The organism is Clostridium algoriphilum, from assembly GCF_020443705.1.
Taxonomy (GTDB): domain Bacteria; phylum Bacillota; class Clostridia; order Clostridiales; family Clostridiaceae; genus Clostridium_AD; species Clostridium_AD algoriphilum.
Map to the genome: position 1 here is coordinate 26,056 of NZ_JAIZZK010000032.1, position 17,726 is coordinate 43,781.

Consider the following 17,726-nt stretch of genomic DNA (forward strand, 5'->3'; position numbering starts at 1 on the left):
ACTCATTAGTAAAATTGTATTTCCGCTTAATATTAATATGCCAGTTCAAAAAACTAACAGGGACAGCTCTCAATTATAACTACTTAATTAGTTAATAATTGATTACCATCCCTTGTTTTTACACGGTAATAATGCCTTGCATTATACTACCATTCTCATATTCTTTTCATTACTCATTTTACTTGCCACAAGATTTACTAGGTCTACTGTTCGAGCTGAGTATCCCCATTCATTATCATACCATGCTAGTACTTTTAAAATATTCTTACCAATAACCATGGTCGAAAGTCCATCAACTATAGATGATCTATTATCCCCCTTATAATCGATAGATACTAATGGCTTTTCTGAGTAACCGAGTATTCCTTTAAGTTCATGTTGTGCTGCATACTTAAATGCATTGTTTACTTCTTCTACTGTTATCTCTTTTGACATTTCACAAACTAGCTCTGTGATAGAAACAGTAGCTGTAGGTACCCTTAGAGCTGAACCATTAATTCTGCCTTCAAGACTCGGAATTACTTTTGCGAGTGCTTTTGCAGCCCCAGTACTTGTAGGAATTATTGATTCCCCAGCTGCCCTTGCCCGCCTAAGATCTTTATGAGTTTTATCTAATATTTTCTGATCGTTCGTATAGGAGTGTATTGTAGTCATGCTTCCTTTAACTATACCGAATTGTTCGTTTAACACTTTAGTAAAAGGTGCAAGACAATTGGTAGTACAAGATGCATTAGAAATAATATTATGTTTTTGATGATTATATTTTTCATCATTTACTCCCATAACAATTGTTATATCCTCATTCTCTGCTGGTGAAGTAATTACTACTTTTTTAGCTCCTGCTGCAATATGTTGCATAGCCTGTTCTCTTTTTTTATATGCACCTGTTGATTCAATAACTATATCTATGCCAAGTTCCTTCCAAGGCAAATTCTTAGGTTCTTTTTCATTAAATACTTTAATTTCTTTGCCATTTATTATTAACGAGTTACCTTTTGTTTCTACGCTACCTTTAAATGTTCCATAACAAGAATCATAGGTAAACAGATGTGCAAGTGTCTCTACATCTGCTCTTGCATTTATAGCTACTATATCTGCCCCGTCATATAAACTTTCTTGTGCAATTCTTAATACGACTCTTCCTATTCTACCAAATCCATTTACAGCTACTTTTATACACACATTAGCTCCTCCAATATACTTTTTTTAATGTATTATGTCATACTACCAATTGAACAATTTTAGGTTTACCTTTACATATAATTACATTATTTACAGCATCCTTCCATATATTTAATCGTTTACATTTAATGCACTATACTATTTATACCAATGTAACATACTTTTGTCAAAGATGCATACGTTTACAGTATTCCAAATTTGTAATTCTATATGCAGTTTGCTACTTAATACTCATTTTTCCTTTGCTTCTTTAAAAATACGAATGTTCGTATTAAAATACCTCCATGAACAAATGCTCACAGAGGTATTTCAACTATATATTATTATTTTGTTAACATTTCATTTATAGATTTAGCAGCTTTCTTTCCTGCTTCCATAGCTAGTATAACTGTAGCTGCTCCTGAAACTGCATCTCCACCAGCATATACCTTATCTATAGAAGTTAAACCAGTTTCATCTTCTGCAATAATACATTTCTTTTTATTAATACTCAAACCTTCTGTTGTTAAAGGAATCAATGGGTTTGGTGATGTTCCTAGAGACATTATAACTGTGTCTACATCAAGTGTAAACTCTGAACCTTTAATAGCTATAGGTCTACGTCTACCTGAAGCATCCGGCTCACCAAGTTCCATTTTTATACACTTCATACCGATAACATTTCCTTTTTCATCTCCAAGGATTTCTACTGGATTTACTAATAAATCCATTATAACTCCTTCTTCAATTGCATGATGCACTTCTTCAGCTCTTGCTGGAAGTTCTTCTAGTGATCTCCTGTATACTATGTGACCTTCTGCTCCTAATCTAACTGCTGTACGCACAGAGTCCATAGCAACGTTCCCTCCACCTACAACTGCAACCTTAGTGCCTACTCTTATAGGGGTTTGATATCCTTCTTTATATGCTTTCATTAAATTGTTTCTAGTTAGGAATTCATTAGCTGAGAATACACCATTCAAATTTTCACCTGGTATTCCCATAAACATTGGAAGTCCTGCACCTGAACCAATAAATACAGCTTTAAAACTTTCATCTTCCATTAATTGATTTATTGTAACAGTTCTGCCTACAATTACATTTGTTTCTAACTTAACTCCTAAGCTCTTAACATTTTCAACTTCATGTTTAACAACTGTTTCCTTAGGTAATCTAAATTGTGGGATTCCGTATACTAAAACTCCACCAGCTTCATGAAGTGCTTCAAAAATAGTTACATCATATCCTTCTTTAGCTAAATCTCCTGCACAAGTAAGTCCTGATGGACCACTTCCGATTACTGCTACCTTAATGCCTTTTTTAGGTTTAGTTTCTGAGATATCTACACTATGCACTCTTGAATAGTCACCAACAAATCTTTCAAGTTTACCAATAGCTATAGCGTCTCCCTTTATCCCTAATATACATTTGCTTTCACATTGAGTCTCTTGTGGGCAAACTCTTCCACAGACAGCTGGTAATGCACTGTATTTTGCTACTACCTTAACTGCTTCTACAAACTCTTTATTTTTAACATGCTGAATAAATCCTGGAATATCTATTGCTACTGGACATTTAGTAACACACATTGGTTTTTTACAATTTAAACATCTTGATGCTTCCTCAACTGCTTCTTCTTCTGTATATCCTAGACATACTTCTTCAAAATTAGTTGCTCTTACTTTTGGGTCTTGTTCTGCTATTGGGACTCTCTGTTTCATACTCATTATTTTGTACCCCCTTCTAAACCGCAGCCAGGTTTAATGCCTTCAGTTTTAGCGCCTTCTTGCGTTTTGTACATTGTTTGTCTTCTCATTGCTTCTGCAAAATCAACCTTATGGCCATCAAATTCTGGTCCATCAACGCATGCAAATTTAGTCTCGCCGCCAACTGTAAGTCTGCAACCTCCACACATTCCTGTTCCATCAACCATTATAGGGTTCATACTAACAATTGTTGCTATTTTAAGTTCTTCTGTTAGCTTACAAACAAATTTCATCATTATCATTGGTCCAATTGCAACAACCAAATCGTAACCCTTGCCATCAACTTGAACTAATTCCTTTAATTTATTTGTAACAAGTCCATTATATCCATAAGAACCATCATCAGTACATGGATATACATTACCTGCTACTTTTTTCATTTCGTCTTCCATAATTATATGATCTTTAGACTTTGCGCCTATTATTACATCTGCCTTTACGCCTTGCTCACTTAACCATTTAACTTGTGGATAAACTGGTGCTGTTCCTAGTCCACCAGCTACAAACACAATTTTCTTCTTTTTTAAATCTTCTATGCTTTCACTCATTAATTCTGTTGCTTGTCCAAGTGGTCCCACAAAATCTTCAAATGAATCGCCAATTTCGTAGTGTTCCATTTCTTTTGTTGAACAACCTATAGTTTGTACCACTATAGTAACTGTACCCTTCTCAGCATCAAAGTCACTTATTGTTAAGGGTAATCTTTCACCTTTTTCATCCATTTTTATAATTATAAACTGTCCTGGTTTTGCTGATTTAGCTACTCTTGGTGCCTCAATATCCATTAAAAATATTTGAGGTGCTAATGCTCTTTTTCCTACGATTTTATACATTTTTCTGCCTCCATATTCATCTATGATTATTATCTATTTATTAGCTCCTAAATTAATATAGACAGATAGAAAAGAGCATAAAACATTAATGCTATTAACTACCTGTCCTTTCATCTTATGTGAATGCGCTTAAGGTTAAAAATTAACTTTTTCGCCTGTGAATGTACAAGTTAATAATTTTTTCATCTCATCGACGTTTATTGGTCTTGGATTAGACCCTGTACATGCATCTTTTAAAGCATTCTCAGCTATAAAATCTACATTTGCATCAAACTCTTCTTTAGTCATTCCGTTTTGTTTAAAAGAGAATGGTATATTCATAGTTTTGTTTAAATCTCTTATCATATCAGTTAATGAATCAATTAATTCATCATCTGTATTACCATTTAATTTTAATGTTCTAGCAATTGTAGCATATCTACTTCCACAAGATTTCTTGTTGAAATCTATAACATATGGAAGAAGTATTGCATTTGCTAACCCATGAGGTACATGGAATACTCCACCTATTTTATGTGCCATGCTATGAGCTATTCCTAGTAATGCGTTTGAAAATGCCATTCCAGCAAGGCATTGTGCCATATGCATTTCATTTCTTGCTTCTACATTACCTTCAAATGACTTTACTAGATTTTCTTTAATCATAGTTATAGCTTGCATTGCAAGTGGGTCTGAAAAACTAGAATGACGCCCTGCTACATAAGCCTCAAATGCATGTGTTAATGCATCCATACCTGTATGTGATGTTAATTTAGGTGGCATTGTTTGTGCGAGTGCTGGATCAACTATTGCAATATCTGGAGTTAGATTGAAATCTGCCAAAGGATATTTTATTTTTGCTTTATAGTCAGTAATTACTGAAAAGGCTGTAACTTCAGTAGCTGTTCCACTAGTTGATGGTATAGCTATAAATTTAGCCTTTTGTCTTAAATCTGGAATACCAAATGGTATAACAGCTTGTTCAAAAGTGAATTCTGGATATTCATAGAAAATCCACATAGCCTTTGCTGCATCAATTGGTGAACCCCCACCGATTGATACTATCCAATCAGGCTCGAATTCTCTCATTACTGCAGCACCGCTCATAACTGTATCCACTGATGGGTCTGGTTCCACTCCAGTAATATGTTTAACTTCGATTCCGGCTTCATTTAAATAAGCTTCAACCTTATCCAAAAATCCGAATCTTTTCATGGACCCACCGCCAGTAACTATTACTGCCTTTTTACCTTTTAAAGTTTTTAACATTTCTAAGGAATTTTCCCCAAAATAAATATCTCTTGGCAACGTAAATCTATTCATTATATATCCCCCCATTCATAAAATATAGTAGTATATATATTTGTTAAAAGAGAGCATTACAACCTCATATAGTTATACTGCTCTCTATGTTCATTTCCTAAATATATGGGATAAATATGTTATCTTGAGTAACCAAAGAATCCTCTTTTAGTTTTTCTTCCTAAGAATCCACCTCTAACATATTTTCTCAAAAGACTATGAGCTCTGTATTTAGAATCTCCAGTTTCTTTATATAAAACATCCATGATAGCTATACATACATCTAGTCCTATAAGATCACCTAGTGCTAAAGGTCCCATTGGGTGATTAGCTCCTAGCATCATTGCTTTATCTATATCTTCTGCAGTTGCGATTCCTTCTGCAAGTATTCCTACAGCTTCGTTAATCATTGGTATTAATATTCTGTTTACAACAAAACCTGGAGCTTCAGCAATTTCTACTGGATCTTTTCCAACAGCTATAGATATTTCCTTTACTGTTTGGAAAGTCTTATCAGAAGTACCCATTCCTTTAATTACTTCTACAAGTTTCATCATTGTTGCTGGGTTAAAGAAATGCATTCCTATTACCTTATCAGGTCTTTTAGTAGCATTACCTATTTCTGTTATAGAAAGTGAAGATGTGTTTGATGCAAAAATAGTTTCTGGTTTACAGATTTCGTCTAATTCACCAAAAGTTTTCTTTTTAATATTCATATCTTCAACAGATGCTTCAATTATTAAATCACAGTCTGCTGCATCACTAAAATTATTAGTTCCTGATATTTTTGAAAGTATTGCAACTTTTGTTTCTTCTGTAATTCTTTCTTTTTTAACTAATTTATCTAGATTTTTTGTGATTCCTGCAATTCCTTTATCAAAACTATCATTTCTTCCTTTTAATATAACTTCATATCCTTTAGTAGCAAATGTTTGAACTATACCTGCTCCCATTGTGCCAGTTCCAATTACAAATATCTTTTCCATAATAACACGCTCCTCATTGTTTTATTTTGGTAAAAATCGAATTAGTGGCTCTTTTTTTAAAACTTGGTCTAATACTAAAGTTTAGCATTAGACCAAGTTCTTATAGCAAGCTCATTATATTAAATTCACTTGGTCTAAATATTATTTTGCTTTTACTTCATTAATTTTAGCTACCATTTCAGGGATAATCTTAGAGTAATCCCCAGCTATTGCTAAATTAGCAACTTTCATGATAGGTGCTGATGCATCTTTGTTTATAGCTATTATATAATCAGATTCTGACATTCCAGCTAAATGCTGAATTGCTCCTGAAATTCCGCAAGCTATATATACATTAGGTCTAACTGTTTTTCCTGTTTGACCTACTTGAAGTGATTTATCAACCCAGCCATTTTCAACTGCGGCTCTTGATCCTCCAACAACTCCACCAAGAACATCTGCAAGTGTTTCTAGTATTGCGAAGTTTTCTTTAGCTCCAACTCCACGACCACCAGATACGATTATGTTAGCATCTGCGATATCAGCTAAAACTTGAGCAACTTTTACAACTTCTATAGTATTAGTTCTGATATCTGCTTGTGTTAAGTTCACAGTAATTTTTTCAACTGGGCAAGTTCTCTTTGCATCTCTTTCTAATTTCTCAAAAACTCCTGGTCTTACAGTAGCCATTTGTGGTCTATGATCTCCACAAACTATTGTAGCCATTAAGTTTCCTCCAAATGCTGGTCTTGTCATCATTAAATTGTTGTTTTCTGGATCTATATCTAATGAAGTACAATCAGCAACTAATCCTGTTGTAAGTCTTGCTGATAATCTAGGACCTAAATCTCTTCCTAAATAACTAGCTCCTACAAATATTATTGAAGGTTTTCTCTCATTTGCAAGTTCAGTTATAACTTTTGCATATCCATCAGTTGAAAAATGATTTAATAATGGGCTCTCAGCAACTATTACTTTATCTGCGCCAAATGCTACCAATTCTTTAACCATATCATCTGTTTTATCACCAAGAAGTACAGCTGTTAATTCCATTCCTAGCTTAGTTGCTATTCTACTTCCTTCGCCTAAAAGTTCTAATGCTATTTTTTGAAGTTTTCCGTCTCTTTGCTCAGCAAAGACCCAGACTCCGTTGTAATCTGCTATATTCATGTTAAATCCCTCCTACATCTTAAATAAAGTGGTTTTCCTTTAATTTTGAAACTACAAATTGAGCAGCCTCTTTAGGTGGCAATTCTACTAATTCTGCCTGGCCTTTAGCTTCTTTAGTCATAGATTTCTTAACCTTTGTTGGTGAACCTTTTAGTCCAAGAAGTTCTTTGTTTGCTCCAATATCATCTGCACTCCAAACTTTCACTTCTTTATTTGCATACATTTCATAAATGTTCTTTATGTTCATATATCTTGGCTCATTTAACTCTTTTATAGCAGTTAAAAGTACAGGAGTCTTAACTTCTATGTTTTCATATCCATCTTCCCATGCTTTTTGAACTTTTAATCCGCCAGCAATTATATCAACTTTTTCAACATAAGTTATTTGTGGAATTTTTAAAAGTTCTGCTATTTCTGGTCCAACTTGCGCTGTATCTCCATCAATAGCTTGCCTTCCAGCAAAAATTACATCATAGTCTAATTTTTTTATTGCTGCTACTAATGCATTAGATGTAGCTAATGTATCTGCTCCTGCAAATGCTCTATCAGATACTAATATTGCTTCATCAGCGCCCATTGCTAAAGATTCTCTTAAAGCTTTTTCAGCCTGTGGGGGTCCCATGCTTACAACTGTTACATGTGCACCATCGGTATCTTTTAATCTTAAAGCTTCTTCCAAAGCATTTTTATCATCTGGATTTATGATTGATGGAACTCCTTCTCTTATAAGTGTTCCTGTTTTTGCATCTATTTTAACTTCATTTGTGTCTGGAACTTGTTTTAAACATACAACTATATTCATTCCTTAATCCCTCCTACTTTAATAAGTTTGCAGCAATAACCATTTTTTGAACTTGTGAAGTTCCTTCATAAATCTCAGTTATCTTAGCATCTCTCATCATTCTTTCTATTGGGTATTCTTTCGTATATCCATATCCACCAAATATTTGAACAGCTTTAGTTGTAACTTCCATAGCTGTTTCTGCAGCATATAATTTTGCTCTAGCAGCTTCAACGCTATATGGAAGACCATTGCTCTTATTAAATGCTGCTTTATATACTAAAAGTTTAGCGCATTCTACTCTGACATCTAAATCAGCCATCATCCATTGTAACCCTTGGAATGCTGAAAGTGGTTTTCCAAATTGTTTTCTTTCTTTCATGTATTTTCTAGCTTCTTCTAAAGCACCTTCTGCAATTCCTAAAGCTTGAGCTGCTATACCAATTCTTCCTCCGTCAAGAGTTTTCATTGCCATACCAAAGCCTTTTCCTTCTTTTCCAAGTAGGTTTTCTTTTGGAACTATGCAGTTAGTAAATACAAGTTCTGTAGTTGATGATGCTCTTATTCCCATTTTGTCTTCATGTTTACCAATTGAGAATCCTTCAAACTCTTTTTCAACTATGAAACAAGAAATTCCTCTAGTTCCTTTACTCTTATCAGTCATAGCCGCTACAACAAATACATCAGCTACTCCACCGTTTGTTATAAATATTTTCGAACCATTTAATACATAATGATCGCCATCTAAAACTGCTGTAGTTTGTTGCTCTGAAGCATCTGTTCCTGCATTAGGTTCAGTTAAACCAAAAGCTCCTAATTTCTCACCTTTTGCAAGTGGTACTAAATATTTCATCTTTTGTTCTTCTGTACCAAACGCATCTATTGGTCCAGCACATAATGAAGTATGAGCTGAAACTATAACTCCTGTAGTTGCACATGCTTTGGATAATTCCTCAACAGTGATAGCGTAAGATAAATAATCTCCGCCTGCTCCACCATATTTAGTTGCAAATGGAATACCAAGCATATGGTATCTAGCCATCTTTTCTACATTTTCTGTAGGAAATCTTTCTGTTACATCAATATCCGCAGCTATAGGTTCAACTTCGTTTATTGTAAACTCACTTACCATTTGTCTTACAAATTCTTGTTCTTTCGTCAATGTAAAATTCATGTACTTTCCTCCTCGCTATTCTCTGAGACACCTATCAAAGGTAGCTTGCCTCACTTTTTTACTAATATACTATTTTTACTTATTCATAAAACATTTTTCTGTTTTTTGAACAAATGCTATCATTCCATTTTTTTGATCTTCGGTCGAAAAACACTCTCCAAATAATTCTGATTCATACGAAAGTGCAGTATCGATATCTATTTGTATTCCCTTGTTTATTGCGGCTTTACAAAAGCTAACAGCAATAGGTGCTTGTGCTGCGATTGTGTTTGCGAGTACTTTAGCTTCGGCTAGTAGATTTTCAGGCTCGAAAACTTTGTTTACAAGTCCGATTCTAAGTGCCTCTTCTGCTCCAATAATTTTTGCTGTGTAAATTAATTCTTTCGCCATTCCAAGACCTACAAGTCTAGTAAGTCTTTGAGTGCCTCCAAAACCAGGAGTTATTCCGAGCCCTACCTCAGGTTGTCCAAATTTTGCTTTTGACGAAGCTATTCTAATATCACAAGCCATAGAAAGCTCACATCCTCCGCCGAGTGCAAAACCGTTTACTGCAGCTATTATAGGTTTTTCTAAAGTTTCTAACTTTCTAAAAACTTTATTCCCTAAAATACCAAATTTTCTTCCACTCATTACATCTAGATCTTTCATTTCAGTGATATCGGCACCTGCCACAAAAGCTTTGCCTTCACCTGTTAAGATCACTGCGTAGATTTCGTCATCTTTAGCAATTTCATCAATTGCTAAATCGAGCTCTTTTAATGTTTCTGAGTTTAATGCATTTAGAGCTTTTGGTCTACTAATTGTAAGTACTGCAACTTTGCCTTCTTTTAGAAGGACAATATTTCTGTATTCCACAACACCACTCCTTACGAATAAATTCATTCATTAAATATTTGTTAATTATATAACAATTAACCCTAAGATTTGCTAAGGCTCTTTGCTTCAACTCCATTATATATCTTTCTAATGGATATATCAACAGAAATCATTTTTTTATAACATAAATTTTCTATAATTAAATTGAAATAAACGTACCTAGTTAACTTTATGTATATGACCTATCATTCATCAAACAACTAAGTGTTAAAAGACTTTCACTTAAATGGACATTCTCTACAATTATATCTTCAGGTACCTGTAAATCTAAAGGTGCAAAATTCCATATCCCTTTAACGCCATTTGCTACCATCATGTCAGTAACTGTTTGTGCACTATTTACTGATACACAAATTACTCCGATGTCAATTGGAGTCACTTTTAGAAAACTTACTAATTCATCTATGTCTATTACTTCAACATCTCTAATCCTTAATCCTATTAATTTTGGATTAACATCAAAAATACCCGCTAAGTTAAAGTCTAGCCTTTGAAATCTAGTATGATTGGCAATAGCTTGCCCAATATTGCCAGCACCAATTATTATCATCTTATACTCTTTTGATAATCCTAGTATACCGCTAATTTCGTTTAATAACTCCTTAACATTATATCCATATCCCTGTTGTCCAAAATCTCCGAAACAGTTCAAGTCTTGTCTGATTTGAGATGCTGTAAACCCAATTCTCTCCCCTAACTCTTTTGAGGATATTCTATCTACATCATTTCTTAAAAGTTCCCTTAAATATCTATGGTATTTAGGCAGCCTTCTAATAACCGCCATTGATATCTTCTTTTTTCTTTCCACAATTTACACTCCTCTGCAACCTACACTAATTTCATACTATCAATCTTAACACACAATTATAAATTTTCACCACTTTTTCTTATAAATTTATTAATTTTTAGTTAATAGTTCTTACAGAATTTTCGCCATTTTAGTCCTTTTTTATGCAGTTATTAAAAATAATGCTATATATATTTACTTTTCACTACAAAAATTTATATATAAATAGTACAATAATATAGAAACATTCTTTAGTTAATATTTATGACTGTTAAGTATTGTTTCTTTAATTATTAAATTAGAAGAATTATTACTATAAATATATTGCTTTATAACTTTGAAATTACGATACAGGGAAGGTGAAAATAATGATAGTTCTAAGTTGCAAGGATATTCACAAAAGTTATGGTATAGATGTTATTTTAGACAAAATAACTTTAAGTATAAATGAAGGTGAAAAAATCGGTTTTATAGGTGCCAATGGAGCTGGTAAATCTACACTTTTTAAAATACTAACATCTCAATTGGATCATGATAGTGGTGAGCTATTTATAGATAAAAGTAAAAGGGTAGGGTACTTGTCGCAAGATCTGTCACTAGATTTAAGTAATACCATTTACGAGGAAACACTGCAAGTGTTCAGCAATCTTTTAAGCCTTGAAAAAAGCCTTAAAGATTTGGAAACGAAAATGCGTGAACCATATGTTGCTTCAAAGAAGGAATATCATGATAAAGTAATTAAAGAATATACATTAAGTTCAGACCTTTATAATAATAGGGGTGGCTACACATATAAGGCTGAAATAAGTAGAATTCTTAAAGGTCTTGGTTTTATGGAAGAAGATTATGATAAGCCAATAAGCATATTAAGTGGAGGCCAAAAAACAAGAGTTGCATTATGTAAGTTGCTACTTAATAATCCTGATGTCCTATTACTCGATGAACCGACTAACCACCTGGACTTAGATGCTATAGAATGGTTAGAAGATTATTTAAAATCATATAAAGGAACTATGTTTATAATATCCCATGACAGGTTTTTTTTGGATGCTATAACTAATAAAACTTTTGAACTTAATAATGGTCATGTAGACTCCTATAATGGGAACTATACAACTTTTATCGACTTAAAGAAAAAGAATTATGCAATCCAATTAAAGGCATATAACTTGCAACAATCCGAAATTAAAAGACAAGAAGATATTATAACTAAATATAGATCCTTTAATAGAGAAAAAAGTGTAAAAGCTGCAGAAAGCAGACAAAAATCCTTGGATAAAATGAACCGCATTGATTCTCCAAATAGTGACCCCAGGGAAACAAAAATTAAATTTGAAACGGAAATAAAAAGTGGAAATGATGTTTTACATATAGAAAATTTATCAAAAAAATTTGGAGACAACATTTTATTTGAAAATTTATATTTAGATGTTAAGAGATCAGAAAAGATTGCTCTTATAGGCGAAAATGGTCGAGGTAAAACTACTCTTTTTAAAATTATAATGGATAAAATTTCTGGTGATACTGGCATAAAAATATTAGGTAAAAGTATTTTCGTGGGATACTACGACCAAGAACAATCAAATTTAAACGCTGAAAAAACCATAATAGATGAAGTCTGGGATGAATTTCCTAAACTTACTACTACAGAGCTTCGTACTTCATTAGCTGCATTTTTATTCCTTGGCGATGATGTATTTAAGGTTATTTCAACACTTAGTGGCGGTGAAAGATGTAGGATTAATCTTCTAAAAATTATGTTGTCTAAATCGAACTTCTTACTACTAGATGAACCAACAAACCATTTAGATATCATGTCACGTGAAGCCTTAGAAGATTCAATATTAGGGTATGACGGTACAGTGATTGTAATATCCCATGATAGGTATTTCTTAAATAAGGTAATTCATAAAATACTTGAATTAAATAAAGATGGACTCAAAGAGTATTTAGGTAATTATAATTATTACATAGAAAAGAAGAAAAACCCTCAACGTTTTCAAATAGAAGAAGATCAGGTTGGCATATCAAAAACTCAAGTTAATCTTGATAAAAAAAGGAAGAGAGATAGTGACAAACTAGAAAAGCAGAAGAAAATAGATCTAAAAACACTAGAAGATAAAATCTCATCTATGGAACAGGGATTAGAAAAATTGAATAATGACCTTTGCCTTGAAGAGGTATATTCAAGCCCTAGTCGAAGTGTTGAGACAAACAATCAAATTTTAAGCACTAAATCAGACCTTGAATATCTTTACTCAAACTGGGAATCCTTTTTATCTGAGATAGAATAAAAAACAGTTACAACTCATTCATTGTGAGTTGTAACTGTTCTTTAATAATGCCGGTCGTGAATACTCTACTATCAAAACAACCTACATGCCGAACCTTATTATTATAACTTTTTAAATCAATGCTCCTTCTAATAACACTTTAATGTTGTCTCTATAAATTTTGTTGAATTGATTAATTGGAACGGGATTTTCTCCAAGTCCAACCTCAATGGTATAACCAGGTCTTCTATATTTCTCTATAAACCAATCCTTATATCCTGCATAGCTTGTAATTCCAGAGGTTTCCCCAAGTTCATAACCACTTAATTGTGAAAATACTTCTGCTATCCTTTTTGCTTCTGAACTTGCTAAGTTTTGATAATTCCAATATATTAACTCCCCTTGGGTATGATATGCTATTACTAATCTAAAATCATTATTTCTTGTAAAGTCTGCTACAGCTCTAGACTCTGATTCAGATTCTGGTGAAGTACCTGAATATCTTGTGGGACCTGGTCCATATACTCCATAGCTTTCTTCTGCATCCTTTGATTCTTGCCACATAGCATCATAGTTATGATTGAGGTCTACACCTCGAATATTAGCACTCCATGTTTTAGAAAAATCTAAATTGCCATTGTTCCATTTAATTAAATCATTATAATATGGGTTACTTCTATTTAGTCCATTAAGTACTAGATCAACTCCATCCGGATTGACCATAGGCATTACATATATAGTGCTTTTACTCCATATGTCGCGGGCGTTATATCCATCTATATTTTGGCCTAATGCATATGCTTTAGCAAAGTTTTCAATAAACTTCATCAAAAGCACAGCAGTTATCCATTCTATAGCATGATGGGCACCATTATAAAACACTTTATTAGGTCCACTACCTAATTTCACGTAATAAAGCTCTTTCCCTAGCTCACTCCTGCCTGCACTAGCAACGTCAATAAATGGATACCTAGCCTTTAAACCATCCAAATTTTTTTTCATAATATCATAAGTATAATCAATATTTGTGTTAACTACATCTAAAGAGTATGGAATTGTAATTACCTCTCCAACCTTTAAATTACTAGCATTTACTTGCGGATTAGCGGTAATTATATTAGCAACTGTAGTGAAATATCTCTTCGCTATGAGATATATTGTATCACCCGATCTAATTCTATAAGTATCATATCCTAATAAAAATCTATTCATAAGTTTATAAGTATCGACGTTTACTACGCCTGTTATTGCTAGCCGGAAATATCTTTGAAATTTTCGCACTGCTTCTGCAGTTTTAGGTCCATAAATTCCGTCTATATCTCCCACATAATAACCTAATTTATTAAGTAGTGATTGTATTTCCATTACTGCTGTTCCTGTTGATCCTATTTTTAGGGTTTGCAAGTTTACCCTCCTAAAATTTCTTATAATACCATTTTATGAAATTGTATTATAAATGTTACAGTAATAAATGATAAAACCACTTATATAATTTTAATTTACTCTTGCTTTCCTCTTAAACCTCTTTCAAGCCCAACTGGTTCCATAGACATTTTCTCATTATTTAATAGACCTGCTACTCCTACTCTGTGAACCTTTTTCTTTCCTTCACAAACATCACAGTGACAGCCCGAATTATATCTCGTTGGTTGCTCATAAGTAGTTATAACTCCTTCAAAGTTTCTAAGTACTATTTTTTCAGGACTTTGAGATATAATATATCCTGGCATAACTGGAATTTTACCACCACCACCTGGAGCATCAACTACAAACGTAGGTACACAAAATCCTGAAGTATGCCCTCTTAATCCTTCAATAATTTCTATTCCTTTAGATACTGGTGTTCTAAAGTGCTCAAGTCCCATTGAAAGATCACATTGATAGATGTAGTAAGGCCTAACTCTAATTTTAACGAGTTCGTGTACTAACTCCATCATTATATGTGTGCAATCATTAACTCCTCTCAAAAGAACAGATTGGTTGCCTAATGGCACTCCTGCATTTGCTAGTCTCTCACATGCAAACTTTGCTTCTTCTGTAATTTCATTCGGATGATTAAAGTGGGTATTTACCCAAATTGGATGGTATTTTTTTAACATGTCAACTAATTCTTTAGTAATTCTTTGCGGAAGAACTACCGGTACTCTTGAACCGATTCTTATTATTTCAACATGTGGTATTTCTCTTAATTTCTTAATTATGTATTCTAATTTATCATCTGAAACAAGTAAGGCATCTCCACCTGATAATAATACATCTCTAACTTGAGGAGTATCTCTTATGTAATCAATTGCTTTATCTATTTTTTCCATTGGCATAGAATTATCATTTTGCCCTGCAAATCTTCTTCTAGTGCAATGCCTACAGTACATTGAGCACATATCAGTTATTAATAGCAGAACTCTATCAGGGTATCTATGAGTTAACCCTGGAACTGGAGAATCTGTATCTTCATGTAGTGGATCTAATAAGTCAGCATCCGCCTTATGTAATTCAAAAGCTGTTGGTATAGCTTGTTTTCTTATTGGATCATATGGATCATTAGGATCTATTAGCGCTAAATAATATGGAGTTATGGCCATTCTTAACGTTTGAAGACATTTTTTAGCTCCCTCTTCTTCTTCCTGCGTTAATGGTATGTATTTTTTTAGTTGTTCTACAGTTTCAATTCTATTTGTAACTTGCCATTCCCAGTCGTTCCACTGCTCATCTGTTACATCCTTAAATAATTCAAATCTTCTATTAACTTTCATGTTAATTCCTCCATCGCATAGTTATTTGTAATTTCATCATTTAGTAAATATACTAGATATTCTCCCCTATACTATAATCAATTAATACACTTAGAGTAACTTTATTAATTGATTATAGTAATTTAACGTTACTATTTTATTTTTTAATGCTTATGTTAATTCTATCTAAAACAAAAAAGGCGCCGAATTTTCAGTGCCTTAATAAACAGAAATAATCAAACTATTAATGTAATCAAGAATAATTTTCTCATTATATAAATAGCTCTTCATAAAATTTTTATGCCATTTCTCCCTAATTATAGACTTTAACTAATTGAATTGCAACCTTTTTTCAGAAAATTGTAATTTGTTTCAAATAATAGTAAAATTAAAACAATTCAATAAAATTTTTACTATGTTTATAAATTAAGTATAACCACTTCTGCATTTACCCTTTTTAAATTGGCTTCTCAAACCAATACGAAAACACTTTTTCTTCTTTAAATCCATATCTTTTATACATAGTTGCAGCGATGTTATTTGATGTAATCACTAATAATTTTATTTCATCTAACTCGTCTTCATATAGTCTTTTAATGCATTTAGCTAACAATTTTTTACCTAGTCCTTTATTTTGGTAACTAGGTGCAATTCCTAGAGTATCAATCCATCCTATGTTTTGATGTATTGAAAGCTCATATATACCACATGGTATATTGTGTACAAAACTTATTCCAATTAAATCTTCATTGTTCGCATATTGAACTATATAATCTTTAACTTCAATTTCATTTATAGCTGTTCCATTTGGACTACTCTCAAATGCTCCATTATGAATGTTCAAGTATTCGGTAGAATTTAAAATATCAAGTGCTATAAGTTGCATATCATTGCTTACTTCCAATCCCATGTTTTCACCTTTTTTATAGTTCATAACTACTACATCATAAATATGTGTAAATTCAATTTTTTTAAGATATGGAATAAGCTGTTTTTCATTTTCACGGATACCGACTTTTAGAATTCTTCCACTGCAAATATTGCAAATATCAACTATCTCTTTTAACAATAAACATAATGATGTTTCTACACCTTCATTTTCAATGCAAATATCTGTAACATATGCCTCACCCTTAATGCTAATTTCTTTAGTTATTACAGCCATGCTACCCTTAATTTGGCTCTTATCAAATAGAATAAAAATATTATTCCCCTCATTAAAAATATCGCTTTCATATGTTCTAATCATCTCTAAATAAGTTTTGTTATAAGTTAAATCCTTGCTCTTAATAAAGTTATAAAGTTCCTTTCTTTTTAAATTAGATAACACCTTAAATTTCTTAATTGTCATTTACTTATCTCCTTTAGTCACTTAAAATAAGTACTACAGTTTTTCTCTATCCATAAATTCGTATTGAATTAAATGATTATGAAAAGAAGCAAAATATTTATATATAGGCTTAATAATACATTTGTTAAGCATTTATAACCAAAAGGCTATCAAAATGTTTTTCACCTTTTGATAGCCTTAATTTGATAATTATTATTTTCTTTTTGTCTGATTTACTTCTTTTATCTTGTTTACTACATAATCGTAACCATTTTCAGAGTGCGGAATGGTGCAAGCTGAGCAATCTTTAATACCATCTACAAACTTTCCATTCCCACCACACTGTTCTAGAAAATATAGTGGACAATAGCAAAATAAACAATTAAATTTTTCATCATTTTTAACTTTATGGCACGGATAATATTCACAATCCTTATGTTTAAAAAATTTATAATTATTTGTCATTTTTAACTCTCCTTAATTAAATTGATAGTGTTAACACTATCTTTGTTTTATTTATTTGAATCCTTGCATTAGCAAGGGTTTAAGCTACTTTTATAATAAAAAAAACAATGACCCCCTCTATTTGTTATAATT

Annotated in this window: 15 protein-coding genes; 1 reads left to right on the forward strand and 14 read right to left on the reverse strand. The window is 32.5% G+C overall.

Annotated elements, in window-relative coordinates; translation table 11 throughout:
- Window positions 1–141: 141 nt before the first annotated feature.
- From gap to LGK95_RS18005, 10 genes are all read right to left on the reverse strand, one after another.
- Window positions 142–1,182: a type I glyceraldehyde-3-phosphate dehydrogenase gene (gap, locus tag LGK95_RS17960; protein WP_226126289.1), complete on the reverse strand. Its 1,041-nt coding sequence runs from the start codon at window positions 1,180–1,182 to the stop codon at window positions 142–144.
- A 323-nt stretch (window positions 1,183–1,505) separates the two neighbouring features.
- Window positions 1,506–2,888, reverse strand: coding sequence for an NADPH-dependent glutamate synthase (gene gltA / locus LGK95_RS17965; protein WP_226126290.1), 1,383 nt, complete (start codon window positions 2,886–2,888; stop codon window positions 1,506–1,508).
- On the reverse strand, window positions 2,888–3,760 hold the full coding sequence (locus LGK95_RS17970; RefSeq protein WP_226126291.1) for a sulfide/dihydroorotate dehydrogenase-like FAD/NAD-binding protein: 873 nt from the start codon (window positions 3,758–3,760) through the stop codon (window positions 2,888–2,890). The genes gltA and LGK95_RS17970 overlap by 1 nt, the downstream gene beginning before the upstream one ends.
- A 135-nt stretch (window positions 3,761–3,895) precedes the next feature.
- The gene (locus tag LGK95_RS17975; protein WP_226126292.1) at window positions 3,896–5,062 is read right to left on the reverse strand and encodes an iron-containing alcohol dehydrogenase; all 1,167 of its coding nucleotides are present in this window, start codon (window positions 5,060–5,062) and stop codon (window positions 3,896–3,898) included.
- Window positions 5,063–5,181: 119 nt separating this feature from the next.
- Window positions 5,182–6,027: a 3-hydroxybutyryl-CoA dehydrogenase gene (locus LGK95_RS17980; protein ID WP_226126293.1), complete on the reverse strand. Its 846-nt coding sequence runs from the start codon at window positions 6,025–6,027 to the stop codon at window positions 5,182–5,184.
- Window positions 6,028–6,168: 141 nt separating this feature from the next.
- Window positions 6,169–7,176, reverse strand: a complete 1,008-nt coding sequence (locus LGK95_RS17985) for an electron transfer flavoprotein subunit alpha/FixB family protein (protein WP_226126294.1) — start codon at window positions 7,174–7,176, stop codon at window positions 6,169–6,171.
- A gap of 19 nt (window positions 7,177–7,195) precedes the next feature.
- Window positions 7,196–7,978, reverse strand: coding sequence for an electron transfer flavoprotein subunit beta/FixA family protein (locus LGK95_RS17990; RefSeq protein WP_226126295.1), 783 nt, complete (start codon window positions 7,976–7,978; stop codon window positions 7,196–7,198).
- 13 nt (window positions 7,979–7,991) lie between these two features.
- Window positions 7,992–9,131, reverse strand: a complete 1,140-nt coding sequence (locus tag LGK95_RS17995) for an acyl-CoA dehydrogenase (RefSeq protein ID WP_226126296.1) — start codon at window positions 9,129–9,131, stop codon at window positions 7,992–7,994.
- 75 nt (window positions 9,132–9,206) lie between these two features.
- A complete protein-coding gene (locus tag LGK95_RS18000; RefSeq protein WP_226126297.1) occupies window positions 9,207–9,986 on the reverse strand; it encodes a short-chain-enoyl-CoA hydratase in 780 nt (259 codons plus the stop codon).
- 190 nt (window positions 9,987–10,176) lie between these two features.
- Window positions 10,177–10,815 (reverse strand): redox-sensing transcriptional repressor Rex, encoded by a 639-nt coding sequence (locus tag LGK95_RS18005; protein WP_226126298.1) that lies wholly within the window; start codon window positions 10,813–10,815, stop codon window positions 10,177–10,179.
- Window positions 10,816–11,162: 347 nt separating this feature from the next.
- On the opposite strand from LGK95_RS18005, the gene LGK95_RS18010 reads away from it, so the two are divergent.
- Window positions 11,163–13,088 (forward strand): ABC-F family ATP-binding cassette domain-containing protein, encoded by a 1,926-nt coding sequence (locus LGK95_RS18010; protein WP_226126299.1) that lies wholly within the window; start codon window positions 11,163–11,165, stop codon window positions 13,086–13,088.
- Between the two features lie 111 nt (window positions 13,089–13,199).
- Here the strand turns inward: LGK95_RS18010 and LGK95_RS18015 are convergent, their stop codons facing one another.
- From LGK95_RS18015 to LGK95_RS18030, 4 genes are all read right to left on the reverse strand, one after another.
- On the reverse strand, window positions 13,200–14,471 hold the full coding sequence (locus LGK95_RS18015; protein WP_226126300.1) for a M14 family metallopeptidase: 1,272 nt from the start codon (window positions 14,469–14,471) through the stop codon (window positions 13,200–13,202).
- Window positions 14,472–14,566: 95 nt separating this feature from the next.
- Window positions 14,567–15,820 (reverse strand): lysine 2,3-aminomutase, encoded by a 1,254-nt coding sequence (gene kamA / locus LGK95_RS18020; protein WP_226126301.1) that lies wholly within the window; start codon window positions 15,818–15,820, stop codon window positions 14,567–14,569.
- A 436-nt stretch (window positions 15,821–16,256) separates the two neighbouring features.
- The gene (locus LGK95_RS18025; protein WP_226126302.1) at window positions 16,257–17,150 is read right to left on the reverse strand and encodes a GNAT family N-acetyltransferase; all 894 of its coding nucleotides are present in this window, start codon (window positions 17,148–17,150) and stop codon (window positions 16,257–16,259) included.
- Between the two features lie 192 nt (window positions 17,151–17,342).
- Window positions 17,343–17,594, reverse strand: coding sequence for a cysteine-rich small domain-containing protein (locus LGK95_RS18030; RefSeq protein WP_226126303.1), 252 nt, complete (start codon window positions 17,592–17,594; stop codon window positions 17,343–17,345).
- Window positions 17,595–17,726 lie beyond the last annotated feature (132 nt).